Raw genomic sequence first — 22,294 nt, 5'->3', positions numbered from 1 at the left:
CTCTCACCCTAAACAATCGGCATAACATGTATTATAGGTGTGAAAATTGGGCAACTTTAGAAGAGCAGATGGGAGTGCGATTGCACATTCTAAAATTACCTATAATCACAATTCATATTACAAAATTAAAATGTCTAAAAAAGCTAAAACATTAGCTTAAGCTAAAACATTAGCTTAACCAAAAACAGAGCTATTGAATAACGATGAGAACTAAAAATAACAGCTTAAAAAAAGAGCCAGTTAAAATTTTCTATATTGAAAGTATTGTTATATGCGTAAATCTACTTAATAAATCATGCTTATTCAATAAAGAACCATATTGAATAGGCATAAAAAACAGATAATAAATTTACTATTGACTATCAATTCTTTGCTTGGTTACGGGAAGTTTAGAACTGTATAACGTTTCGAAAAGCGCTTTCGATAGATGTGCTATTTGCGACCTATATCACAAAACGGCATCAAACTGCACATCTATTGATAAAAGCGCTTCTCTCACTCAACACAGTTTCTAAAGGTCAGATTTACATGCTACAACCATCCCTTCAGTCTTTTGACAGTCACAGTCTATCTCGCCAAATTTTGATTATTGACACACATGTCAACGACCACCAATTTCTGATTGCTAACGCGTCTCCTGAATTCGATATTTTCGTTCTTGACCCAGGGCGAGACGGCATTATTCAAATCACTGAAATTTTGCAAAGTCTAAAACTCCAACTCATAAATTGCTTTTCTCTCCATCTCGTCTCTCATGGCTCACCTGGCTGTCTTTACCTTGGTAACAGTCAGCTTAGTCTTGATACCCTAAAAACCTATTCTCAACAACTCAAAACCTGGTGTGTTCCTCAATCTTCACTTTTTCTATATGGCTGTAATGTTGCTGCTGGTGACGCTGGTGAAGAGTTTTTAGGCCAACTGTATTGCATAACTCAGGCAAACATATATGCCTCTTCCCAAGCTGTAGGAAGCTTAAGACATGGCGGAACATGGCAACTTAATTTGCTTCTAGGGCGAACATCTGGCCGCATTTCGGTTTCACCTTGGACCACATCTGTACTCAGCAGTTATCAAGGAATGTTCAACACTCCTCCAGCCGATCAAGGTGCTCCGAATAATCCTACTTTGACCAGCACTTATAATACTTCGGGCGAGTCCCGAGACGTGGTAGTTATCGGCAATTATGCCTATACTGCTGATGGTTCTAGTGGCCTACAGATCATTGATATCAGCAACCCAGAAAATCCTATCCTAATAGGGAACTACAATACTTCAGGCTATGCTAATGGCATCAGTGTTGTCGGTAACTATGCGTACGTTACAGATGCTACGAATGGTCTACAAATTATTGATGTTAGCAACCCTGCTGGTCCTATTTCTATAGGCAGCTATAGTAGCTCACACCATATGTATGACGTAAGTATTGTTGGCAACTATGCCTATGTTGCTGATGGTAATAGCGGTCTACAAATTATTGATATTAGCGACCCTAATAGTCCTACTCTTGTTGGCAACTGCGATATATCGAGTCGAGTTGAAGGTGTGAGTATTGTTGGTAACTATGCTTATATTGTGAGCGGCTACAACGGTCTACAAATTATTGACGTTAGTGACCCTAATAGTCCTGTTTTGCTCAGTGCACAAGATACACCTGGTTACGCGTCTAGTGTCACTATATTCGACAACTATGCCTATGTTGCAGATGGTGCTGACGGTCTGCAGATTATCGACATCAGCAACCCAAACAGCCTTGCTCTAATTGGAACTTACAACACTCTGGGGTTTGCTCTTGATGTCAAAATCATTGGCAACTATGCTTATGTTGCAGATGGCTTCAGAAGCTTACAAATTATTGATATCAGCGATCCAAGTAATCCTGTTTCTACGGGTACTATTAACTCAGGTTCATCAGGTGCATATGGGGTGAGCGTGGTCGGCAACTATGCCTACATTGCAAAGGGTTTTGACGGTCTTCAGATCATAGAACTAGGTAGCAACCCAATTGCCATTAGCGGGACTCCTCAAGAAGATAATTTACTTACTGCAGACACTTCTAATCTGGCAGATGCAGATGGACTACCCGATAGCAGCACTTACACCTATAAATGGCAGCAGTTCGATGGCTTTACTTGGAACGATATTACGGGAGCAACTGACAACACATTTACTCCTGGTGATGACCAAGTTGGGCAAGAAATACGAGTCCAGATGAGCTACACCGATCAGGGTGGTACGACTGAAACAGTTACTAGTGCGGGAGTAATAATCACCAATATCAATGATGCCCCATTCGGGACAGCTACAGGAACAGTACCGGATACTGTAGAAGATACGGATCTGATCATCGATTATCAAGATCTCATCGAAGGCTTCAGCGATGCGGATGGAGATAATCTTTTTATCAGTGGTCTTACTGCCGATGCAGGAACAATTATTGATAACAGAGACGGTACCTATACTTTCTCGCCTAATGCAGACCACAACGGCAGCGCCACCTTAACATACACTGTGACCGATGGTAATGGCGGTGAGATTAGAGGTGTAACCCGCAGTTTCTTTGTCACTCCAGCCAATGATACACCGGTAGGTAAAAAAGCTCCTAGTAGCCCGACTCTCGTTATCACCTACGATACGCTAGTTCATGCGGAGGACTTGAGGGTATTAGGGAACTATGCCTATGTAATATTTAGTGATGCTCAAGGTTTGCAGGTCATCGATATTAGCGATCCGAATAGTCCTATCCTGGTTAGTGACAATTACATAGGAAACTATGCCGAAGACATCAGCATAGTTGGTGATTATGTCTATATCGCTACTCGCTATGACGGTCTACAAATTATTGATATCAGCAACCCTGGCGACCCTATTTTCGTTAGTAGCTATGATGATTACGGCAATATAAGCAGTGTCTCAGCAGTTGAAGTTGTAGGAGACTATGCTTATATCGGTGGTGGGTTTAATGATGGGCTGCAAATTGTAGAAATCAACTACGAATACCCTCTTAGCACTTATAGCATTTCTGGCTGGATTCGCGATATTAATGTCATAGGCAAATATGTTTATGTTGCTGTTGAAGATGACTTTAATAGTAGTCTGCAAATCATTGATATTAGTGATCCCTATAATCCTTTTCTTGTCAGCACATACGATATTTCTGGCAGACCGGAAGATTTAAAAATTGCCGGAGATTATGCTTATGTCGCTGCTTCTTACGGTGGTCTGCAAGTTATTAATATTAGCGACCCATACAATCCGATATTTGCAAGTGAATACAATACATCTGGTTTTGCACGGGACATAAACATAGTTGGCAACTATGCCTATATTGCAGTCAATGACACTGATAGCGGTCTGCAAATTTTAGACATCAGCGATCCAAATAATCTCGTCTTGATTGGTAGTTTCAATGCCTCTGGAAATGTAACAGGTATCAGTGTAGTAGGTAACTACGCTTATCTTACAGACGAGACTGAAGGTCTTCAGATTATAGATTTGGGCATCAGCATTGATCCTATCTCGATTAGTGGCGTTCCTAAAACAGACAATCTGCTCACTGCGGATAGTTTCAATCTAGTAGACGCGGATGGCTTGCCTGATAGCGGTACCTATACCTACCAATGGCAGCAGTTTGATGGTTTCACATGGAACGACATTGTAGGAGCAACTGACAGCACGTTTACTCCTGGTGATGATCAGATCAACAAAGATATCCGAGTCCAAATGAGCTACACCGATCAGGGTGACACAACTGAAACGGTTGCTAGTGATCAGGTCAGGATTACCGATGTAAACAATACACCGCCTTCAGGTTCTGCAACGGGGACAATACCCGATGCGGCGGAAGACACTGACCTCATCATTCAGCTCAGCACTCTAACGGAAGGTTTTAGTGATGCTGAGGGAGATAGTTTGTATGTGGTTGATCTTATTACGGATACAGGCTCAATTGTTGACAACGGTGATGGGACTTATATCTTTTCACCTAATGCTAATTACAACGGCAGTGCCACTCTGACCTATACCGTCACTGACAATAATGGTGGTGACATTACAGGAGTGATCCGTGAATTTGCCGTTACCCCAGTTAATGATGCACCAGTGGGTGAAGCGCTTCCTGAAAATCCGACTCTTGCTAGCACCTACGATGCGCTGTTATCTGCATGGGACATAAGCGTATCAGGGAACTATGCCTATGTCATATCCAACGATTATCAAGGTTTACAGGCCATTTATATTAGCGATCCCAATACTCCTATTTTGGTCAGTGACAACTCCATAGGGAACTATGCGGAAGATATAACCATTGTTGGGGACTATGCCTATATTGCTACTCGCTATGATGGCCTGCAAGTCGTTGATATCAGTAACCCCAATAACCCTACTCTTATCGGTAGTTATGATAACTACGGCAATACAAGCGATGTTTCAGCAGTAGAAGTCATAGGCAACTATGCTTATATCGGTGATAATGGATTTAATGGCGGTCTGCAAATTGTAGACATTAGTGACCAAGATTCCTATCCATATAAGCCGTCTCGTCTTAGTACTTATGATGTTTCAGGCGGAATTCGCGATATCAATGTCATAGGCAACTATGCTTATGTTGCTGTTGAAGATGACTTTAATAGTAGTCTGCAAATCATTGATATTAGTGACCCCTATAACCCTTTTCTCGTCAGCACATACGATATTTCTGCTAGCAGGCTAGAAGAACTAGAAATTGTTGGGGGTTATGCTTATATCGCTTCTGCTGATAGCGGTCTGCAAGTCATTGATATTAGCGACCCTTATAATCTCACCACTGTGAGCGAGTACTATACTACGTTCTATGCGCACGATATAAATATCGTTGGTAACTACGCCTATGTCGCTGCTGCTGACAGTGGTCTACAAGTTGTAGATATCAGCGATCCAAGCAATCCCGTCTTGGTTAGCAGTTACAATACCTCTGGAGATGCGACGGGTATAAGTGTAATTGGTAACTACGCTTATGTTGTGGATTACAACACTGGGCTTCATGTAATCAATCTAGGGATCGATATACCTATCGCAATTAATGGTATTCCTGAAGAAGACAGCTTACTCACAGCAGACATATCTAACCTAGTAGATGCTGACGGCTTACCTGATAGCAGCACCTATACTTATCAGTGGCAGCAGTTTGATGGCTTCACTTGGAATGATATTGGGGGAGCAACCGACAATACTTTTACTCCTGGTAACGATCAGGTTGATCAACTTATTCGGGTACAGATGAGCTATGTTGACCAGGGTGGTACGACTGAAACAGTTACTAGCGACAGTATTGAGATCGCAAGCAATAACAGTGCTCCAACAGGAACAGCAACAGGTATTGTATCCAACACGGCAGAAGATACTGACCTTATCATCCAACTCAGCACCCTACTTGAAGGCTTTAGCGATCCAGACAGCGATGCTCTATCCGTCACTGGACTAACCTCCAACGAGGGTACTCTGATCGACAATGGTGATGGCACCTATACCCTCTCACCAGATGAAAACTTCAATGGCAACGTTACTCTGACTTATACCGTCACCGATAACAATGGTGGCGACATCACAGGCGTGACCCGCAGTTTCTTGGTTACTCCTGCCAACGATGCACCAGATGTTGCGAATGAGCTAAGTGATCAAACCGCAACCGAAGATGGAGCATTCAGTTACACCATTCCAGACGATGCATTCAGCGATGTTGATGCAGGAGACTTAATAACCTACAGCGCTACTTTAGCTGATGGCTCAGCCCTCCCAAGTTGGCTGAATTTCAATGGCAATAGCTTCAGCGGTACGCCTCTCAATGAGGATGTGGGAACTCTGTTAATCACTGTCACTGCAACTGACCAATCGGGTGCCGCAACCTCTAACACTTTCAGTTTAGTGGTCAAGAACACTAACGATGCACCGACTGTCGCGCATGGGCTAAGTAATCAAACGGCAATCGAAGATGAAGCATTTAGCTACACCATTCCAGCTAATGCATTCAGTGATACTGATGTGGGTGACTCGCTCACGTTCACAGCCACTTTGGCTGATGGCTCAGCCCTCCCAACTTGGCTAAGCTTTGGCGGCAGCCGCTTCACGGGTACTCCTCTCAACGAGGATGTGGGGGTCCTATCAATCACGGTTATCGCCACTGATCAATTAGGGGCAATCACTTCTAATACCTTTGATTTGGTTATTGAGAACATCAATGATGCCCCAACTGGTACAGCAACAGGTATCGTGCCTGATACCGCAGAAGACACTGACCTCATCATTCAGCTCAGCACCCTGCTTGAAGGTTTCAGTGATCCCGAAAGTGATGCGCTGTCAGTTAGTGGATTGACATCTGATGCAGGTACGATTGTCGATAACAATGATGGCACCTTTACCTTCTCACCAGATGCTAACTTCAACGGCAGTGTCACGCTGACTTATACCGTAACTGACAGTAATGGTGGCGACATCACAGGTGTTTCTCGTAGTTTCTCGGTAACCTCTGTCAATGATGCACCGACTGTTGCGAATGAGCTAAGTGATCAAACCGCAACCGAAGATGAAGTTTTCAGTTACACAATTCCGTCAGATACCTTTAGCGATATTGACTCAAACGATTCTTTAACTTTGGATGCAGCTCTCGCTGACGGCGCACCACTACCGACTTGGCTGAGTTTTGACGGTAACAGCTTCACTGGTATACCTCTTAACGCGGATGTTGGTGTCCTCTCAATTACGATTACAGCTATTGATCAATCAGGTGACACGATTTCAAATACTTTTGATTTAGTTGTAGAAAACGTCAATGACGCACCAACTGGTGTAGCGATTAGTATAGTCCCCGATACCGCAGAAGATAACGATCTCATCATTCAACTTAGCACTCTACTTGAGGGCTTTACTGATGCAGATGGCGACACTTTATCCGTGAGTGGATTGACCGCTGATGTCGGCACCCTGATGGACAACAATGACGGCACCTATACGTTCTCCCCTGATGCTGACTATAACGGCAGCGTGACTCTAACCTATACCGTCACTGACAACAATGGTGGTGACATCACAGGAGTTACTCATACTTTCTCGGTTACGTCTGTCAATGATGCGCCCACTGTTGCGAATGAATTTAGTCATCAAACAGCGATAGAGGATGAAGTATTTAGCTACACCATTCCAGTTAATGCATTCAGCGATGTTGATGTGGGTGACTCGCTAACGTTCAGCGCTACTCTAGCCGACGGTACACCGCTACCCTCCTGGCTGAGCTTTGACGGTAACAGCTTCACAGGTACTCCTCTTAATGAGGATGTTGGTGTCTTATCAATCACGGTTATCGCGATGGATCAGTCAGGAGCAACCACTTCTGATACCTTTAACTTGACTATTGCAAACACTAACGATTCTCCAACAGGCACGGCATCAGGTACAGTGTCTAACACATTAGAGGATAACGATCTCATCATTCAGCTCAGCACCCTGCTTGAAGGTTTCAGCGATCCAGATGGTGATGTCCTATTGGTCATTGGGCTAACCTCTGATGAGGGTAGCGTTATTGATAACGGTGATGGCACCTATACCTTTTCACCAAATGCAAACTTCAACGGGACTGTTACTCTGACTTACACCGTAACTGACAGTAATGGTGGCGACATCACAGGTGTTTCTCGCAGTTTCTCAGTTACTCCTGTCAATGATGCACCGACTGTTGCGAATGAGCTAAGTAATCAAACGGCAATCGAAGATGAGATGTTCAGTTATACGATTCCGTCAGATACCTTTAGCGATATTGACGTAAACGACTCTTTAACTTTGGGTGCAACTCTCGCTGACGGCATACCGTTGCCATCTTGGCTAAGCTTTGATGGCAACAACTTCAGTGGTACTCCTCTCAATGAGAATGTTGGTGTCCTATCAATCACCGTTACAGCCATAGATCAGGCCGGTTCAACGTCTTTTGATACCTTTGAATTAACAATCGAGAATGTTAATGATCCGGCTGTCATTACAGGTGACGCAGCAGGGACTGTGACTGAAGATGCATCAACTAGTAGTGTTGCAGGTAGCCTCAGTGCGAGCGATATAGATTCCACAGTTGGTTTTACAGCTCAAACTCATACTGTTGGTATGTATGGCAGCTTCAGCATCGACGCTCAAGGTAATTGGCTTTATACGCTAAATAATGCTGATGAGGATACTAATGTTTTGGTTGACGGTAATGCTGTCACGGAGACGTTTACTGTGACAACAGATGACGGAACTGCCCAGGATATCGTTATTACAGTCAACGGAACTGATGATAGCAAAACAGATTTTAATGGGGATGACCTGCCCGACTTAGTCTGGCGCAATGCCAGTCGTGGATTAACCAGCATTTGGTTCACAGATGGACAGAATAGACTGAGTAGTGGTTCTACGAGCGACACTGTTTCAAGTTCCAGTTGGATTACTGCAGGTGTTGGTGACTACGACAAAGATGGTAATCGAGACGATATCCTCTGGCGTAATACTGTTAATGGCCAAAATGTTATCTGGTTCATGGATGGTCTCAATAAGGTTGGTAACGCCACGCTTGATACCGTTACAAATACCGATTGGACAATTCAGGGTGTTGGCGATTTTGACCATTCTGGCTATGTGGATGACATCCTTTGGCAACATCAGGGTAACGGTAGCACGATTGTCTGGACAATGGATGGTGCGGCTAAAACTGGAAGTCTTGATTTTGGGACAATTGACACTGACTGGCAAGCCCAAGGTGTTGGAGACTTTGAAGCGAATGGCAACATTGATGATATTGTTTGGCGCAACCGCCAAACAGGTCAAAACACGATTTGGGAGACAGATGGTTTGCTCGTCGAAAATACGGTGACTACACTACCAACAATGGGAGGGAACTGGCGAATTGAAGGTGTCAGCGATTTTGATGGCGATGGCTACACGGATGATTTGCTGTGGCGTAACCACAGCATACTGTTTGGTGGACAGATTACAACTTGGTCTATTGATAATGGCAGTGTCACCAATACAGGGTCTATTTCACCAACTGTATTTGATTTAGCTTGGGATGTAGTTGTTTGAGGCTAACAGCTATCCTGCCGACAAGCTTGAGTCAATTGACTACTTAAACCATGAGATCCAATAAGGTGAGAGCATTACTGTACTCTCACCTTATTGAACCAGAGAAATGACAGCAGTAAGACTTTCCTCCTTACTTGCTGAAAGTCCACTTCTGCTTGAAACTGTTCAAATAGCGTTCTATCGTCACATGCAGTCGGCCCACTTGAGTCAACGACGCGTCTGGAGACGGATCTTATTCATTGCAACAGAGCCTAAAGCTGCTGATCAGCTGGGCTAAGCAGGCAACTATGTAGATAAATGCAGTATGCATCAACTAAAATAGTGGAGCTCTAGCACAACAAAATGCTAGGGCTCTCCACACTGTTTTGAGATCGGGCAATGGAACCGATTCGCAAAATCATTCATGTCGATATGGACGCGTTCTACACCTCCATTGAGCAGCGCGACCATCCGGCCTATCGAGATCGCCCGATTGTGGTGGGTGGACGACCCGAGCAACGGGGAGCCGTAGCCGCCGCCAGCTATGAAGCACGTCGCTACGGCATTCATTCCGCTTTGCCGTCTCGAATTGCCGTGCAGCGCTGTCCCCATCTCATCTTTGTCAAACCTCGCTTTGAGGTGTATCGCCAAGTCTCTCAGCAAATCCGGGCCGTCTTTCATCGCTATACCGATCTGATTGAGCCGTTATCTCTAGACGAAGCCTACTTGGATGTGACGCAGAATAAAATTGACTGCGCGTCGGCAATGGCGATCGCACGTCAGATTAAGCGGGATATTCTGCGCGAAACTCGACTCACGGCATCAGCAGGAGTATCGATTAACAAGTTCTTGGCCAAGATTGCTTCAGATTTAGATAAACCGGATGGGCTATCCCTCATTCCACCTGAACAATCGGCATCCTTTGTGGAAGCACTTCCCATCCGCCAGTTCTATGGCATTGGTCAGGTGACGGCGCAAAAGATGCAGGCGTTGGGTATTCACACGGGAGCCGATCTAAAGCAGTGGCCGGAAGAGTCTCTGGTGCGTCACTTTGGCAAAGTGGGTCGATTCTATTATCAGGTGGCACGCGGGCAAGATCATCGACCCGTCAATCCCAATCGCATCCGTAAGTCGGTGGGAGCCGAGCAGTCGTTCTATGAAGACTTGAGTGAGATAGAGCAGATGTGCCAGGAACTGGATGAGATTGCGCATCAGGTTGAGCAGCGGTTAATGAGGCATCAGCGCTATGGCTATACGCTAACGCTGAAGGTGAAGTCTGCCAATTATCAGCAGATGACACGCAGCTGTACCCAACCGACTCCATTTCGGGACGCAACCCGGATCTATCAAACGGCGAAAGCGTTGCTGCAAGAGAATGTGCAGCCCGGAGCTAAGGTGCGGCTATTAGGGATTACCATTTCTAATCTGACCAGTACTCAGCCGATTGAATATCAGCAGCTCAGTCTTCCATTTGTAGAGCCAGTCGTAGTAGCAGGAGAATCGATTTAATGTTTGAGCCGACCGAGTTATCGAATAGATCTGCGATCGCACCTCAAATACCCCATCTTCTTCATCTCTCCCTAGCGGATGCAGATGCGATCGCAGTTGATGCGTCTGTCGTTTAGCTCAAGCCGCTCGCAGAACTCGGCAAACTATCTGATAAGAAGCTACCGAAGCAGCCGATACCGATATTTAAGATGGAGCGAGGTGGAGCAATGAATCGAGATGCGGATGAAACTCTTCTATGAAACCTATGAGCGTTCTGAAAAACTCGCACCACTCGTGCGAGAAATTGGTTGAAGCCATAACCTGGTCATTATCGAGAAGTGTAAGGATGATCTGGAGCGAGAGTTCTACATCCGCATGACTCGCAAATATGGATGGACAAAGAGCGTTTTGATTCATCAGATCGAGAACCAGTCCTATGAAAAGACGCTATTGAACCAGACTAACTTTGCCGAGACGCTGCCAGAGTCACTGCGAAATCAAGCTAACCTAGCGGTTCGGGATGAATATGTCTTTGATTTTCTAGAGCTAGGCGATCGGCACAGCGCACGGGAACTTGAACAAGCGCTGCTAGGTAAAGCTGAACAGTAAACTAGACAGGCGCAATCTTTCGACCGAAACTCATATCGACTTATGTTTCAACGCTGGTATCACTATAAATGGCTGATTCTCTCTAGCCTAGCTGTCGTTGGAATGGGGCTAGCGTTGATCATTTTTGCTGTCATTAACAGTTACAATGCAGATGTTGCGGATAACCGGCCAGTTAGTCCATCAATCTCTACAGATACAGCTCAGAACACAGCATCTCCATCATCTCAAGCACCAACTGCTGTAGATGAAGAGACAAATACCGAACCACTTTACACAGTGTCAAAAATTTATGATGGCGACACGATCGACGCTTTTCGCGATGGCGAGACGATTACCGTGAGGTTAGCCTGTATCGATTCGCCAGAGTCAGCTCAGGCACCACATGGTGCAGATGCCACTGAGCGACTATCCAGTTTGATATCGGGACAAATACAGCTCAACGTCGTGGATCAGGATGCGTATGGGCGCACAGTCGCTGAGGTATATACGGCAGAAGGCAATTTTATCAATCTGCAAATGCTGGAGTCAGGCGATGCCGTGGTCTACACCCAATATCTAAGTAACTGTGGCAACAATGCAGATGAGTTACTGGCGGCAGAAGAACGAGCCCGATCAACTGGCAAGGGAGTCTGGGGTGACTTAGCATTCATTAAGCCCTGGGACTATCGCCAAGGAAAACGCCCAGTAACCGCTTCGTCCACTCCAGCCGTTTCACCTTCTGCCCCTTCAGCGACTGAACCATCACCGACCGCTGCGGCAGACTTGCCTGCCTGCATCAACAGTGACTGCGACTGTGGCGATTTTTCCAGTTGGAGACAGGCTCAAGATGTACTGGAGTCCTCTCCTGGTGATCCACATCGACTCGATGGAGATGATGATAGAGTTGCTTGTGAAAGCTTGAGATAGCAGGAGTTGAAGATGAGATCGCACTGCTCTAATGCACCTAGCAAATCAGTTTATTCGTGTTACTCCTGTAAAATGTGGCAGAAACAACACGAATAGACATCTGGTCAGGATTTGGGGGGGCCATCAACACTAATGTTATAAGCCATTGCCAATCAGAATGAACGGTGCCCAGTAGTAGGGATGGCTCAGGTTGGTGCTGACAGATGATGGCTGATTTGGCTCAATTCCAATTCCGCAATACCTCTTGGAAAACTGAGATCGCAGTTTTCTACCCCGTAACATTCGCCTGCGATTAACGCCATCTGTGCTTGTTGTAAAGCTGCTGCGGTACTGTGACCATCTTGCAATGAGGCATACAGCGTATTCATCAGCACTTGCGTTCCCCCATCGCTCACTTGCCACAGCGATGAGATCGCAGCTTCCACGCCAATCCGCTGCATCTGGTAGCCAAAGCCGAGGATCTCTTCCCCGTTGCCCAGTTCTTCACTCACAGCCGTTTCACAGGCACTCAGGACAACCAGGTCAGTCTGCGGCAGCGACCATTCACCGATGTCACGCAGCGTGACCCGTTCGCCATTGCCAAAATCGAGATCAGCACGGTGCGATTGCAACTAAATTCGTGATAGCTCCAAAACACTCTCAGCGTAACGGATGAAGTAGTTGCTGCCTATCCTTCCGGCCAAGGAAACAGCACCCGAATTTTGGCGACTTGTCACAACCGATGAGGCTATCTCGTCTTATGGGTGAATGTTTTACTGTCTTTAAGATTCAATAGATGAAAATTTTTGTTGCAGGAGCGACAGGGGCGATCGGTTGTCCGCTGATGACCCAGTTGCTGGCTCAAGGACATGAGGTCGTCGCGGTAACTCGCTCCCCAGAACGGGCCAGACCGTTAGCTGAACAGGGAGGTGAATCAGATCAACTTTTTTACAAAAAGCTGATTCAAGACAAATTCTCATCTACCTAGAGAATTGGGTTGAAAATTTTCGTTCCCTTGTCGATCCCCCCCTTTTTCAAACGACTACTCCATGAATATGTCCTATGGTTGGCAGGAGGATGTTGAGGATTTACCTGCCGATTGGCCACAGAAGCCAACATATGGATGATGTAGAGAGAAATCAATCGTGTTTAACCTACTGCAAATTACGACGACATTGCTGGTTGAGCTCGCTGGCTCTAGCCCACGCGCTGGAATTACCCGGAAAAATGAGGCTCAATCAGGAAACCTACTATGCTACCCAAACTATCTACTATCCCGGCTTTACGATGGGGGCATCAGCGAGCCAGTCAGCATTATCTTGACGGCAACCCTGCTATGGCTAACGCCAGCCGGTAGCGCCGAGTTTTGGCTGACGCTCCTGGCGCTGATCGGACTCATCGGTATGCAGGCGGTGTACTGGCTAATCACCCATCCGGTGAATCAGTTTTGGGTCGAAGGGGAAAGCCTCGATCGCTTTAGCTCTGGTTTTTTCACCTTTGGCACCCGCTCTTCCAGCGAAACGGACACCCCCGTTTGGACGGAGTTGCGCGATCGCTGGGAATATTCCCACGTCGCCAGAGCCGTCTTCGGGCTTTTGAGCCTGGTTGCGCTACTCATCACCCTAGCTTGAGGGAAACAATCACTATAAGAAAAATGACCGGCTTCGCTTTGATGGGCATTGGTCTGCTTCACTCCCTGCTAGCGCTCCTGATGCCGGGATTTTTCGGTTTCAGCAACATCTGGCAGGACATTGCTGCTGCCGGAGTCGTTGATGCTGCAAGCCCAGACTCCTTAAGCATCTGGGGCTACTACTGGTTGTTGACACCAGGTTTTTTGCTCATCCTTTTCGGCCTGCTGTGCTACTGGATCGAACATCAATTAGCCCTACCCCTACCATCGTTTGTGGGTTGGGGACTGCTGGCAATTGCCATTTTCGGCATTGTCCTGGATATCGATACAGGCTTCTGGCTGGTGCTGATGACTGCTGTTCATGCGATCGCGGCTTCACGACAGGCTCAACAGACCATTTGAATGACAGGATGAATACCCATTGCTAGTTACTCAACACCATCCGTGAAGACGAACAAAAGACTGGCCTGCTGCACTCCTTCAACTGTAACGTCCAAAGGGCAAGACTTTCAAACGACATAACATACCGTTATTTAAGCGTGAGGGTTCACTGAATGACCGATCTGATTCTCACCACGTTCGATTGGGTTCCCGAAGCTCCGCGAGGCTATGTGCGCGACTTACGCGTGCGTTGGGCACTGGAAGAGGCTGGGTTACCCTATCGCGTCAATAGTGTGCCATTTCGAGATCGCGGCAGCGATCATTTCTCGCACCAACCCTTCGGGCAGGTGCCGTGGTTAACCGATGGAGACCTCTCTATTTTCGAGAGTGGTGCCATCCTGCTTCATCTGGGCGAACTGAGCAGCAAGCTGATGCCTACTGAGCCGCACGATCGCAATGATGTCAAGCAGTGGCTATTCGCAGCTCTTGCTTCAGTCGAAGCCGCCAGTCAGCCCTGGTCATTCTTCCAGTTCTCAGGTGACACCGACGAAACTCCCATGCGGCAGTTTTTTGAGAGCTTCCTTGAGGCTCGGCTCCAGCACATGGAAAACGTCTTGGCCGGACGCGAATGGTTGGTCGAAACCTTCTCGATTGCCGATATTCTCATGGCGGATGTGCTGCGCCTGGTTGATCGATTCGACGGGTTGACGGTATATCCTGCTTGCCATGACTATGTTGCGCGCGCCACGGCACGCCCCTCATTTATGAAGGCACACGCAGACCAGATGGCGCATTTTGCTGCGGCAGACTGAGCAATACTCAACCCTGCAATGGCAGCGAGGAGCCATCCAACAATCTCGTTGCACACCGACCGTATCAAGTTGGGTGGTGGAGGTTGCAACTGGTGCAATGGATCACTGAGCAGGTGGCATCATAAACAACGATTGGGTAAAGAGCCTTTTGAGGAGGTGCAGGTCATGAAAACTCAGTACTTTACAGCGACCAGTCTGGATGGATTTATTGCAACCGAAGATGACTCACTAGACTGGCTATTTCCACTTGGCGATCTCAATCACTCTAGCTATCCAGAATTCATTGCGAATGTCGGTGCGTTGGCAATGGGGTCTACTACTTATGAGTGGATGCTCCGCAACGCAGAACAGGTCGTTGCCGAGGTCGGCTCACCGTGGCCCTACACCCAGCCAGCTTGGATATTTTCCAGTCGCACACTGCCGCTCATCGAAGGTGCAAACCTACATTTTGTCAAAGGTGATGTGCGCGATATTCATGCTGAAATGCAAATTGCCGCAGGAGAGAAGAATATCTGGATTGTCGGGGGAGGAGATCTCGCAGGTCAGTTCTACGATGTTGGTCTTTTAGACGAACTCATCATCCAAATTGGGTCGGTTACGCTTGGCAAAGGTAAGCCGCTATTTCCTCGTCGGGTGCTGAGTCCAAATCTGTGTTTAATGTCTGTCCAGCAGCTTGGCAACGGCATGGTCGAATTGCGCTATGAGGTGCGTAAATGAGTTCTTATGTACTTAGTCTTCAAGATATTGATCAAACAAAGCTCACCGTTGTCGGGGGCAAAGGCGCGAACCTGGGGGAACAACGCATGGAGCCGTGACCGCCCGTGAATATGGCTTACCAGCCGTAGTCGGAGTCAATCATGCGACCAAACGGATCAAAGATGGGCAACAAATTCGCGTGCATGGAACAGAAGGGTATGTAGAAGTCCTAGCCAGTTCGTAAATCTCGCATAAACGCTTCTAATGCCGCTGCTCCTTGTTCAACGTACAATTTCACAGCTTGGGTACCGATAATCGCGATATCGACTTGTCCTTTTAGTTGAGAAATGGCTGCTTGAGATTGAATGCCAAATCCAACCCCGATCGGCAGTTGAACCGATGCCCGAACCGATTCAACATAGCGGTCAAATTGGGTTGAAAATTGTGTTTCATGTCCTGTCACACCGTTGCGAGCGGTACAGTAAATCATTCCACTTGTGCTTCTAGCAATCTGCTGTAACCGCTCAGAAGAGTTATTCGGTGTGCATAAAAAAATCGTGGCAATGCCTTGATGGTTACAGGCTGCAACATAGGTCTTAGCTTCTTCCGGTGGTAGATCAGGAATGATCACTCCAGTAATACCAGAATTGGCAGCGGTTTGGACAAACTGTTCGACACCATAATAATAGACAACATTGTAGTAAGTCATGATAATAAACTGTGTTTGCCGATACTGCTGGGTGATCTCAGCCGCAAAGCAAAGGCAATCTTTGATCGTTGTTCCGGCTTGGATAGCGGATTGATTGGCGTTCAGCAATAGAGCGCCATCTGCGATCGCTTCTGAAAAAGGAAACTGAAGTTCAATTAATTCAACTCCTGCTTTCACCATGGCGTCGATCGCACAGTAATTATCTTGAAATGATGGATAGCCCAGTACTGTATGAGACATCAGTAAAATGTCTTTCTGCTGGCGCTGTTCAACAATGAACTGCTCTAATTGAGTCGATGTAGATAATGTTTTTATCAACTTCTTTAATACCTTATTTTTACTATTAGAATGAGGATACTTGATTGCTTAAAAATGATTTCCACTCAGTATCACCAAAAGCATTGGCGATTGTGAAAATATCTTTATCACCACGTCCGGATTGATTAATCACAATGCAGTCATTGGACGTGTAGTGGGGTGCATCTTTGAAGGCTTGAACAAACGCATGAGCCGATTCCAGAGCAGGAATTAATCCTTCTTGACTCATGCACAACTGACACGCTTCAAGCACTTCTGCATCGGTTGCGGCCTTAACGTTAATGCGATCCGTTTGAGTCAAGTGAGCCAGAAGAGGTGAAACACCAATGTAGTCAAGCCCTGCTGCGACAGAATGGGTATCCTGCATTTGTCCATCCTGGTTTTGCAGAAAATAGGTTTTGTACCCCTGAGCAATTCCAACAGATGCATCAGATGCTGCTAAGCGCGAGGCATGATGCGGTGTATGGATGCCCAATCCCCCTGCTTCTACGCCCACTAACTGCACCCCTGCATCATCCAGAAATCCACTAAAAATCCCGATCGCATTGGAGCCTCCTCCGACACAGGCATAAACGGCTGTCGGTAAGGTTTCAGCCTGTTGCAGAATTTGCGATCGCGCTTCCAGTCCAATCACCGATTGAAACCAAGCGACCATTTCTGGAAACGGATGCGGCCCACAGGCGGTTCCGATGACGTAGTGCGTGGTGTCCATGTGAGTAGACCAATCCCGCAACGCTTCATTCATCGCATCTTTGAGCGTTTGAGTTCCAGATGAAACAGGGACGACCTCTGCCCCCAACTTTCGCATCCAGAACACATTCGGATATTGCCGGTCAACATCGATCGCCCCCATGTAAATGGTGCAGCGGAGTCCGAACTTGGCGGCAAGCGTGGCCGTTGCGACGCCATGTTGACCCGCGCCTGTTTCTGCGATCACTCGCGTCTTGCCCATCCGTTTAGCCAGCAGCATTTGCCCCAGCCCGTTATTCAATTTGTGTGAACCGGTATGGTTTAAGTCTTCTCGCTTGATGAAAATTTTGGCACCCCCTAGGTAACGCGTTAAACCTTCGGCATAGGTGAGGGATGTCGGACGACCAGAATAGTTAGATAACAAGGCGACAAACTCATTCCAAAACGCCTGATCCTGTCTGGCAGCTTGATAGGCAGCGGTGACTGCCTCCAATGTTTCATGCAAAATCTCAGGCGTAAAGCGTCCGCCAAACTCGCCGTAATATCCTTTCTGGCTTAGTAATTGGGGGGTGGAGATCGCCCCTACCGATGATGAGATAACCATAATGCTGTGCTGCTTCAATCGGGTAAACAGTCCTACTGAAACGATAAGAGCAGGGTTTTGATATGTCCAATATTGGTTAGATCGGCCCACTATACTTTTGAGATATAGTCTTGAAATCAGCGATGAGCTTCAACAATGGAACTACGGCACCTGCGATACTTCGTCACGGTTGCAGAAGAGTTAAATTTCAGTCGAGCGGCTGAGCGGTTACACATGGCTCAGCCACCTCTGAGCCAGCAAATTCGGGCGCTGGAAACTGAACTGGGCGTGCAGTTGCTTGAACGGGATAAGCGTCCCCTTCAGTTGACCCATGCAGGACAAGCCTTCTTAAAGCAGGCGCAGTTGGTTTTGGCTCAAGTTGAACAGGCAACTCTGATGGCTCAACAAGCCAATCGAGGAGAAGTCGGACACTTAGCGATTGGGTTTAATAGCACCGTAACTCAAAGTGTTCTGCCAACTATCCTGAACGCCTTTCAAACTCGATTTCCCCAGGTTCAGTTGAGCTTATGCGAACTGGATTCTCAAACGCAAATTCAACGGCTGAGCGATCGCACGATTGATTGTAGTTTCCTCAATGCCCCAATCCCCAGCAATGGCGATTTGAGTTTTTTCTCTGTCCTCAAAGAACCACTAATTGTTGCCATCCATCAAGAGCATCCACTCCGATCTCACCCCAAAATTCCCCTCAAGGTGCTCAGCCAAGAACCATTTATTCTACCCCCGTCTCACCTAGGACAAGGGTTTTATCATCAAGTCCTGAACCTTTGCCAGGACAATGGGTTTATCCCAACAGTCGTGCAACAAGCCCGGTGGCTCCAAACCGCATTAGGTCTAGTTGCTGGAAAAATCGGGGTTGCACTCGTGCCCGCCTCAATGCAGAATCTACAGCGGACTGGGGTAGTCTACAAGGATATACAACCGACGTTTGAGATTGAGACTTTGGCTGTATGGCGCTCTCAAAATCCATCGCCTGTGCTGCGCGAGTTTATTCAGACAATCCACCATTATGTGGAAGATAGCATCACTGGAAGAAGTGGTTAGGAACCGAGGTCGGTGATGGCAGCGGACAAACTTCCATCGCTCGAATTAAGCCGTGTTCAATGATGAAACGGTGACCAACGTGTTCATCGGCAAGTACAGCTCCGGCTAGATCACGCACAACCTGATGAACCTCGACCAAGATCTTCCTATTCCCACTCTAGGTGAAAGATAATTGGCTTGACGTAATGCGATCGCACCTTCTCTAAAAATACACCCATTATTCGTGTCACCTAAAATAGAATTCTTTAAAACAACACGAATAACTGTTTTTTCTTCACGCAGGTTCATCTAGGCTAAGCTCATGAGCAGCAAAGCACTGAGCTACCTAGCGTCTAACCGCGATTAACCTCCTCAGTCAGTTCTTCTGGAGTGGTTTGGACGGGTGAAACTTTAAAGCGATCGCATGCCTGGAGAAAGTCTTGGCGGCTGATGCCTGCAATTTCAGCGGCTTTCGATTGAGAGATCATGCCCACTTCATACCATTTCACAACAGCGGCGATTAGCAGTTCTTGGCCGAATTCATCAGGAGTGCTACGCAGCGCGGAGAAGGCACTTTCGGGTAAGTTGAGCTGGATTTGAATCATGGCTACTCTCCTAGAGATAGCAAACTTTGACCTGCTTCTTATAGTTGCGATCGCAGGTCAGTCTTTTCGGTTAGATGGCTGCATGATGGGAGTATCGGTAAAATCCTAAACCCATGAGCAATCTAACCATCAATCTCAATCCACCTCGCGATTTTGTGAAAGCCTTAAACATCCCTAAATCGCAGCTTCCCCAGCATCTTATAGAGCTTCTCGCGCTGGATCTCTTTCGACAGCAACGGATTTCGGCTGGCAAAGCAGCAGAATTACTCGGCATCTCAAAACATAGCTTTATCGAGCTTCTGGCTCAACACCAAATTTCTTACTTCAGTGAAACTCTAAATGAACTGACCGCTGAAGTCAAAGCGATTGAGCAGCTCATGGAACACTAGGCCGATGCTTGTGGTATCTAACTCCAGCCTCCTGATTGCCCTTGCTTGCCTTAATCATCTCGATCTCTTGCAAGATATAAGCAGCGTTATAGACTAAGACGGAGTAATGGAGTAGAGCAATCAACAACTATGGCACTGCCCCCCGCCGCTAAAATGCAGGTTTACATCGATACCGCCCGCTGCAGACAGCAGCAACAACACGATCAACTCCGCCAACGTCGGGAGCAAGGGCTAGCTGTAGCTCAAAACGCGGCTCAAGTCCTACGGGAGGAATTTGGCGTCAGGCAGATTGTCTTATTTGGCTCTGTGCTAAGCGAAGCATCTTTTCATGAAAACTCAGATCTAGACCTAGCCGTTTGGGGCTTATCTTCCACTGACTACATCAAAGCAGTGGCTCGGTTGACGGCCCTGTCTGGCTTCTCTATCGATTTGGTTGAAGTTGAAACCGCTAGCCCTCATCTGCAAGCTGGCATTGATCAAGGGATAACGCTATGAGCCAATAGATCATGCCACACATACAAGAGTCCCAAGCATTTTGCCAGTTTTTAACGGCAGTAGACCAATCCCTATAGTCTGACAGTTCTGGCCTCAACTGATACGATCGATCTAGTTAACGACCCCTTGCCAAATCGTGCTGCAAATTACTAAACATACAGCCATCCCGCTCAACGAAATTGAGATCAGCGCAGTGCGATCGCAAGGTGCCGGTGGTCAAAACGTGAATAAGGTGGCCACCGCCATTCATTTGCGTTTTGATATCAATGCCTCTTCCCTGTCTCCTCTCTACAAAGAACGTCTGCTCACTCTCAATGACAGCCGCATCACCAAAGACGGCATCATTGTCATCAAAGCTCAGCAGCACCGCACCCAAGACCAAAATAAAGAAGACGCCCTCAATCGACTCAAAGACCTGATCAAAAGCGTGACTGTCACCCCCAAAAAGCGCAAACCCACCAAACCCTCTCGCCGCGCAAAGCAAAAACGCCTTGATAGTAAAACCAAAAGGAGTCAGCTCAAATCCTTACGTGGCAACATCCGCGACTAATGTGAAAGTGCCGACAGTAAGATGAAGCTGAATAGTATTCATTCGTGTTACTTTTGCGAGAATCCTACAAATTAACACGAATGAACTTATCTTCTTTTGCCATATACCAGTTAATTCAAAGCCTCAAGACAAGTGGTCAATATTTTTTGGTCTAGAAACAAAGGTGCACGAGGTGATATGCATGGCTCATTCGTGACAGCTGATCTTCTCGGGATTGACCTGGAACTGAATGCTGGCAGACCGTTTTTTCTGGGTAATTCTTGTGCTCCCAAAATGTAGCCGTGTTGCTGTAGCTCTTGCACGTGCGCCAAAAGATTTGGTTGTTACGAGATGAATTACTGCCTAGTAAGTAGGTTGGGGTAGAAAAACTACGCCATGTTGAGATTTGCAAACAACTCGAAGGCTATAGCCATCAATCGGTTTACCTCTTGTTTGCATTCAGTTACACAGATGCAGGTTTCAGCCCGTACCTACTTAGATCTAGATTTTTAAATTGAAATCTTGTTAACTATGGCCAGCGTGTTTCAAATGAGTCTTGTCCACTGCCATAGATCAGATCTCCGTATTGTTGCCAGCGTTTGACCTCAGCCGGAGGTAGAGGTGGAGCCGTTAAAACGCTGAGATTTTCTTGAAGCTGGGATAGCGATTTCGGGCTGGTAAGCGCGCAGTGAACCGACGGTTGTTGAAGCGTATAGCGATAACAATCGGATGCGGATGGTGGTGAGTCTGGCCAATCTGGATGGCCTTGCAAAAGAGTGCTCCAGCGAGTGCAGGTAAATGCAATGACGGGAATTTCAGCAGCTTGAGCAACAGGCAAAACAGTTGCTTCAACTTGTCGATGCGCCATATTGTAGCGGTGCATCAGCACATCACATTGCTGCGTCTGCACAAAGTTTAAGGCAATTGACCGATTATGAGTGGTAATACCAACATAGCGAATTGATCCTTGTCGTTGCCATGTGTACAGTTGCTCGATTGCAGTTTTGACTCGATTTATGTCTTCATCGGGAGAAATATATTCTAGAAAGAACACGTCCACAATATCTGTATTTAACTGCTGACGGATTTCATCAAGTCGATGCTGAAGTGGCTTGGTATCACGATGTTCGCTGCCCGTTGCGACGATTAGCTGTTCACGATGGCCTGCAACTAGCGATCGCAGTTCTTGGAGAAAGATACCAGTCGGTGTGCTGTAGGAAAAGAAATAGTTGATTCCGGCATCAAAAGCAGTGGGAACGCAATTGGCCTCTTCGATATACTGGCTGGCTAAACCGAGCCGACTGACGGGTTGACCTTGAAGTGTAGTGAGGTGCATTTTTTGTCATCTTCCTGTGTTTGACAGGCTGTTAACCGCAGATG

The 22,294-nt window shown here is 46.8% G+C and carries 19 protein-coding genes and 1 pseudogene; 14 read left to right on the top strand and 6 right to left on the bottom strand.

The genetic code is table 11. The features are described 5' to 3' along the window. Window positions 1-429: 429 nt before the first annotated feature. From AC286M_RS37080 to AC286M_RS37065, 4 genes are all read left to right on the top strand, one after another. Window positions 430-9,075 (top strand): cadherin-like domain-containing protein, encoded by an 8,646-nt coding sequence (locus AC286M_RS37080; RefSeq protein WP_488209180.1) that lies wholly within the window; start codon window positions 430-432, stop codon window positions 9,073-9,075. A gap of 378 nt (window positions 9,076-9,453) precedes the next feature. Beyond that, window positions 9,454-10,563 carry a DNA polymerase IV gene (gene dinB / locus AC286M_RS37075; protein ID WP_488209179.1) on the top strand — a complete coding sequence of 370 codons (1,110 nt, stop codon included), beginning with the start codon at window positions 9,454-9,456 and terminating at the stop codon, window positions 10,561-10,563. A 300-nt stretch (window positions 10,564-10,863) separates the two neighbouring features. Beyond that, a complete protein-coding gene (locus AC286M_RS37070) occupies window positions 10,864-11,151 on the top strand; it encodes a DUF1016 N-terminal domain-containing protein (protein WP_488209189.1) in 288 nt (95 codons plus the stop codon). Between the two features lie 42 nt (window positions 11,152-11,193). Then, window positions 11,194-12,057 (top strand): thermonuclease family protein, encoded by an 864-nt coding sequence (locus tag AC286M_RS37065; protein ID WP_488209178.1) that lies wholly within the window; start codon window positions 11,194-11,196, stop codon window positions 12,055-12,057. 185 nt (window positions 12,058-12,242) lie between these two features. Here AC286M_RS37065 and AC286M_RS37060 read toward each other — a convergent pair whose 3' ends face one another. Beyond that, the gene (locus tag AC286M_RS37060) at window positions 12,243-12,668 is read right to left on the bottom strand and encodes a CHAT domain-containing protein (protein WP_488209177.1); all 426 of its coding nucleotides are present in this window, start codon (window positions 12,666-12,668) and stop codon (window positions 12,243-12,245) included. A 164-nt stretch (window positions 12,669-12,832) separates the two neighbouring features. On the opposite strand from AC286M_RS37060, the gene AC286M_RS37055 reads away from it, so the two are divergent. The 6 genes and pseudogenes from AC286M_RS37055 to AC286M_RS37030 form a co-directional block, all read left to right on the top strand. Beyond that, window positions 12,833-13,024 carry an NAD(P)H-binding protein gene (locus AC286M_RS37055; RefSeq protein WP_488209176.1) on the top strand — a complete coding sequence of 64 codons (192 nt, stop codon included), beginning with the start codon at window positions 12,833-12,835 and terminating at the stop codon, window positions 13,022-13,024. A gap of 157 nt (window positions 13,025-13,181) precedes the next feature. Beyond that, window positions 13,182-13,667, top strand: a complete 486-nt coding sequence (locus AC286M_RS37050; RefSeq protein ID WP_488209175.1) for an anthrone oxygenase family protein — start codon at window positions 13,182-13,184, stop codon at window positions 13,665-13,667. Window positions 13,668-13,690: 23 nt separating this feature from the next. After that, window positions 13,691-14,068, top strand: a complete 378-nt coding sequence (locus AC286M_RS37045; protein ID WP_488209174.1) for a DUF6463 family protein — start codon at window positions 13,691-13,693, stop codon at window positions 14,066-14,068. Between the two features lie 152 nt (window positions 14,069-14,220). Continuing rightward, complete coding sequence (locus tag AC286M_RS37040) at window positions 14,221-14,859, top strand: glutathione S-transferase family protein (RefSeq protein WP_488209173.1); 639 nt, start codon at window positions 14,221-14,223, stop codon at window positions 14,857-14,859. A 165-nt stretch (window positions 14,860-15,024) separates the two neighbouring features. Continuing rightward, the gene (locus AC286M_RS37035; protein ID WP_488209172.1) at window positions 15,025-15,576 is read left to right on the top strand and encodes a dihydrofolate reductase family protein; all 552 of its coding nucleotides are present in this window, start codon (window positions 15,025-15,027) and stop codon (window positions 15,574-15,576) included. 82 nt (window positions 15,577-15,658) lie between these two features. Beyond that, window positions 15,659-15,799 (top strand): annotated as a pseudogene (locus AC286M_RS37030) (PEP-utilizing enzyme); the annotation flags it as partial. Here AC286M_RS37030 and trpA read toward each other — a convergent pair. Both trpA and trpB read right to left on the bottom strand, forming a co-directional pair. After that, window positions 15,785-16,582: a tryptophan synthase subunit alpha gene (trpA, locus tag AC286M_RS37025; RefSeq protein ID WP_488209171.1), complete on the bottom strand. Its 798-nt coding sequence runs from the start codon at window positions 16,580-16,582 to the stop codon at window positions 15,785-15,787. The pseudogene AC286M_RS37030 and the gene trpA sit on opposite strands and share 15 nt — an antisense overlap. A 25-nt stretch (window positions 16,583-16,607) precedes the next feature. After that, entirely contained in the window at window positions 16,608-17,876 is a 1,269-nt protein-coding gene (gene trpB, locus AC286M_RS37020) for a tryptophan synthase subunit beta (protein WP_488209170.1), read from the bottom strand. Window positions 17,877-18,011: 135 nt separating this feature from the next. Here trpB and AC286M_RS37015 point away from each other — a divergent pair, with 135 nt between their 5' ends. Further along, window positions 18,012-18,917: a LysR substrate-binding domain-containing protein gene (locus AC286M_RS37015; RefSeq protein WP_488209169.1), complete on the top strand. Its 906-nt coding sequence runs from the start codon at window positions 18,012-18,014 to the stop codon at window positions 18,915-18,917. Here AC286M_RS37015 and AC286M_RS37010 read toward each other — a convergent pair. Both AC286M_RS37010 and AC286M_RS37005 read right to left on the bottom strand, forming a co-directional pair. Next, window positions 18,898-19,056 carry a hypothetical protein gene (locus tag AC286M_RS37010; RefSeq protein ID WP_488209168.1) on the bottom strand — a complete coding sequence of 53 codons (159 nt, stop codon included), beginning with the start codon at window positions 19,054-19,056 and terminating at the stop codon, window positions 18,898-18,900. The genes AC286M_RS37015 and AC286M_RS37010 overlap by 20 nt on opposite strands. Window positions 19,057-19,249: 193 nt before the next feature. Beyond that, window positions 19,250-19,501 carry a UPF0175 family protein gene (locus AC286M_RS37005; RefSeq protein ID WP_488209167.1) on the bottom strand — a complete coding sequence of 84 codons (252 nt, stop codon included), beginning with the start codon at window positions 19,499-19,501 and terminating at the stop codon, window positions 19,250-19,252. Between the two features lie 113 nt (window positions 19,502-19,614). On the opposite strand from AC286M_RS37005, the gene AC286M_RS37000 reads away from it, so the two are divergent. The 3 genes from AC286M_RS37000 to arfB all read left to right on the top strand — a co-directional run bounded on the left by AC286M_RS37000 (window position 19,615) and on the right by arfB (window position 20,935). Further along, window positions 19,615-19,890, top strand: coding sequence for a UPF0175 family protein (locus AC286M_RS37000; RefSeq protein WP_488209166.1), 276 nt, complete (start codon window positions 19,615-19,617; stop codon window positions 19,888-19,890). Between the two features lie 129 nt (window positions 19,891-20,019). After that, complete coding sequence (locus AC286M_RS36995) at window positions 20,020-20,385, top strand: nucleotidyltransferase family protein (RefSeq protein WP_488209165.1); 366 nt, start codon at window positions 20,020-20,022, stop codon at window positions 20,383-20,385. 136 nt (window positions 20,386-20,521) lie between these two features. After that, on the top strand, window positions 20,522-20,935 hold the full coding sequence (arfB, locus tag AC286M_RS36990; RefSeq protein ID WP_488209164.1) for an alternative ribosome rescue aminoacyl-tRNA hydrolase ArfB: 414 nt from the start codon (window positions 20,522-20,524) through the stop codon (window positions 20,933-20,935). A 508-nt stretch (window positions 20,936-21,443) separates the two neighbouring features. Here the strand turns inward: arfB and AC286M_RS36985 are convergent. Then, window positions 21,444-22,250 carry an aldo/keto reductase gene (locus AC286M_RS36985; protein WP_488209163.1) on the bottom strand — a complete coding sequence of 269 codons (807 nt, stop codon included), beginning with the start codon at window positions 22,248-22,250 and terminating at the stop codon, window positions 21,444-21,446. Window positions 22,251-22,294: the final 44 nt, after the last annotated feature.

Source organism: Thainema salinarum CENA647, from assembly GCF_057732415.1.
The sequence above is the reverse complement of the archived record's forward strand: the minus strand, read 5'-3'. Positions and strand labels throughout refer to the sequence as shown.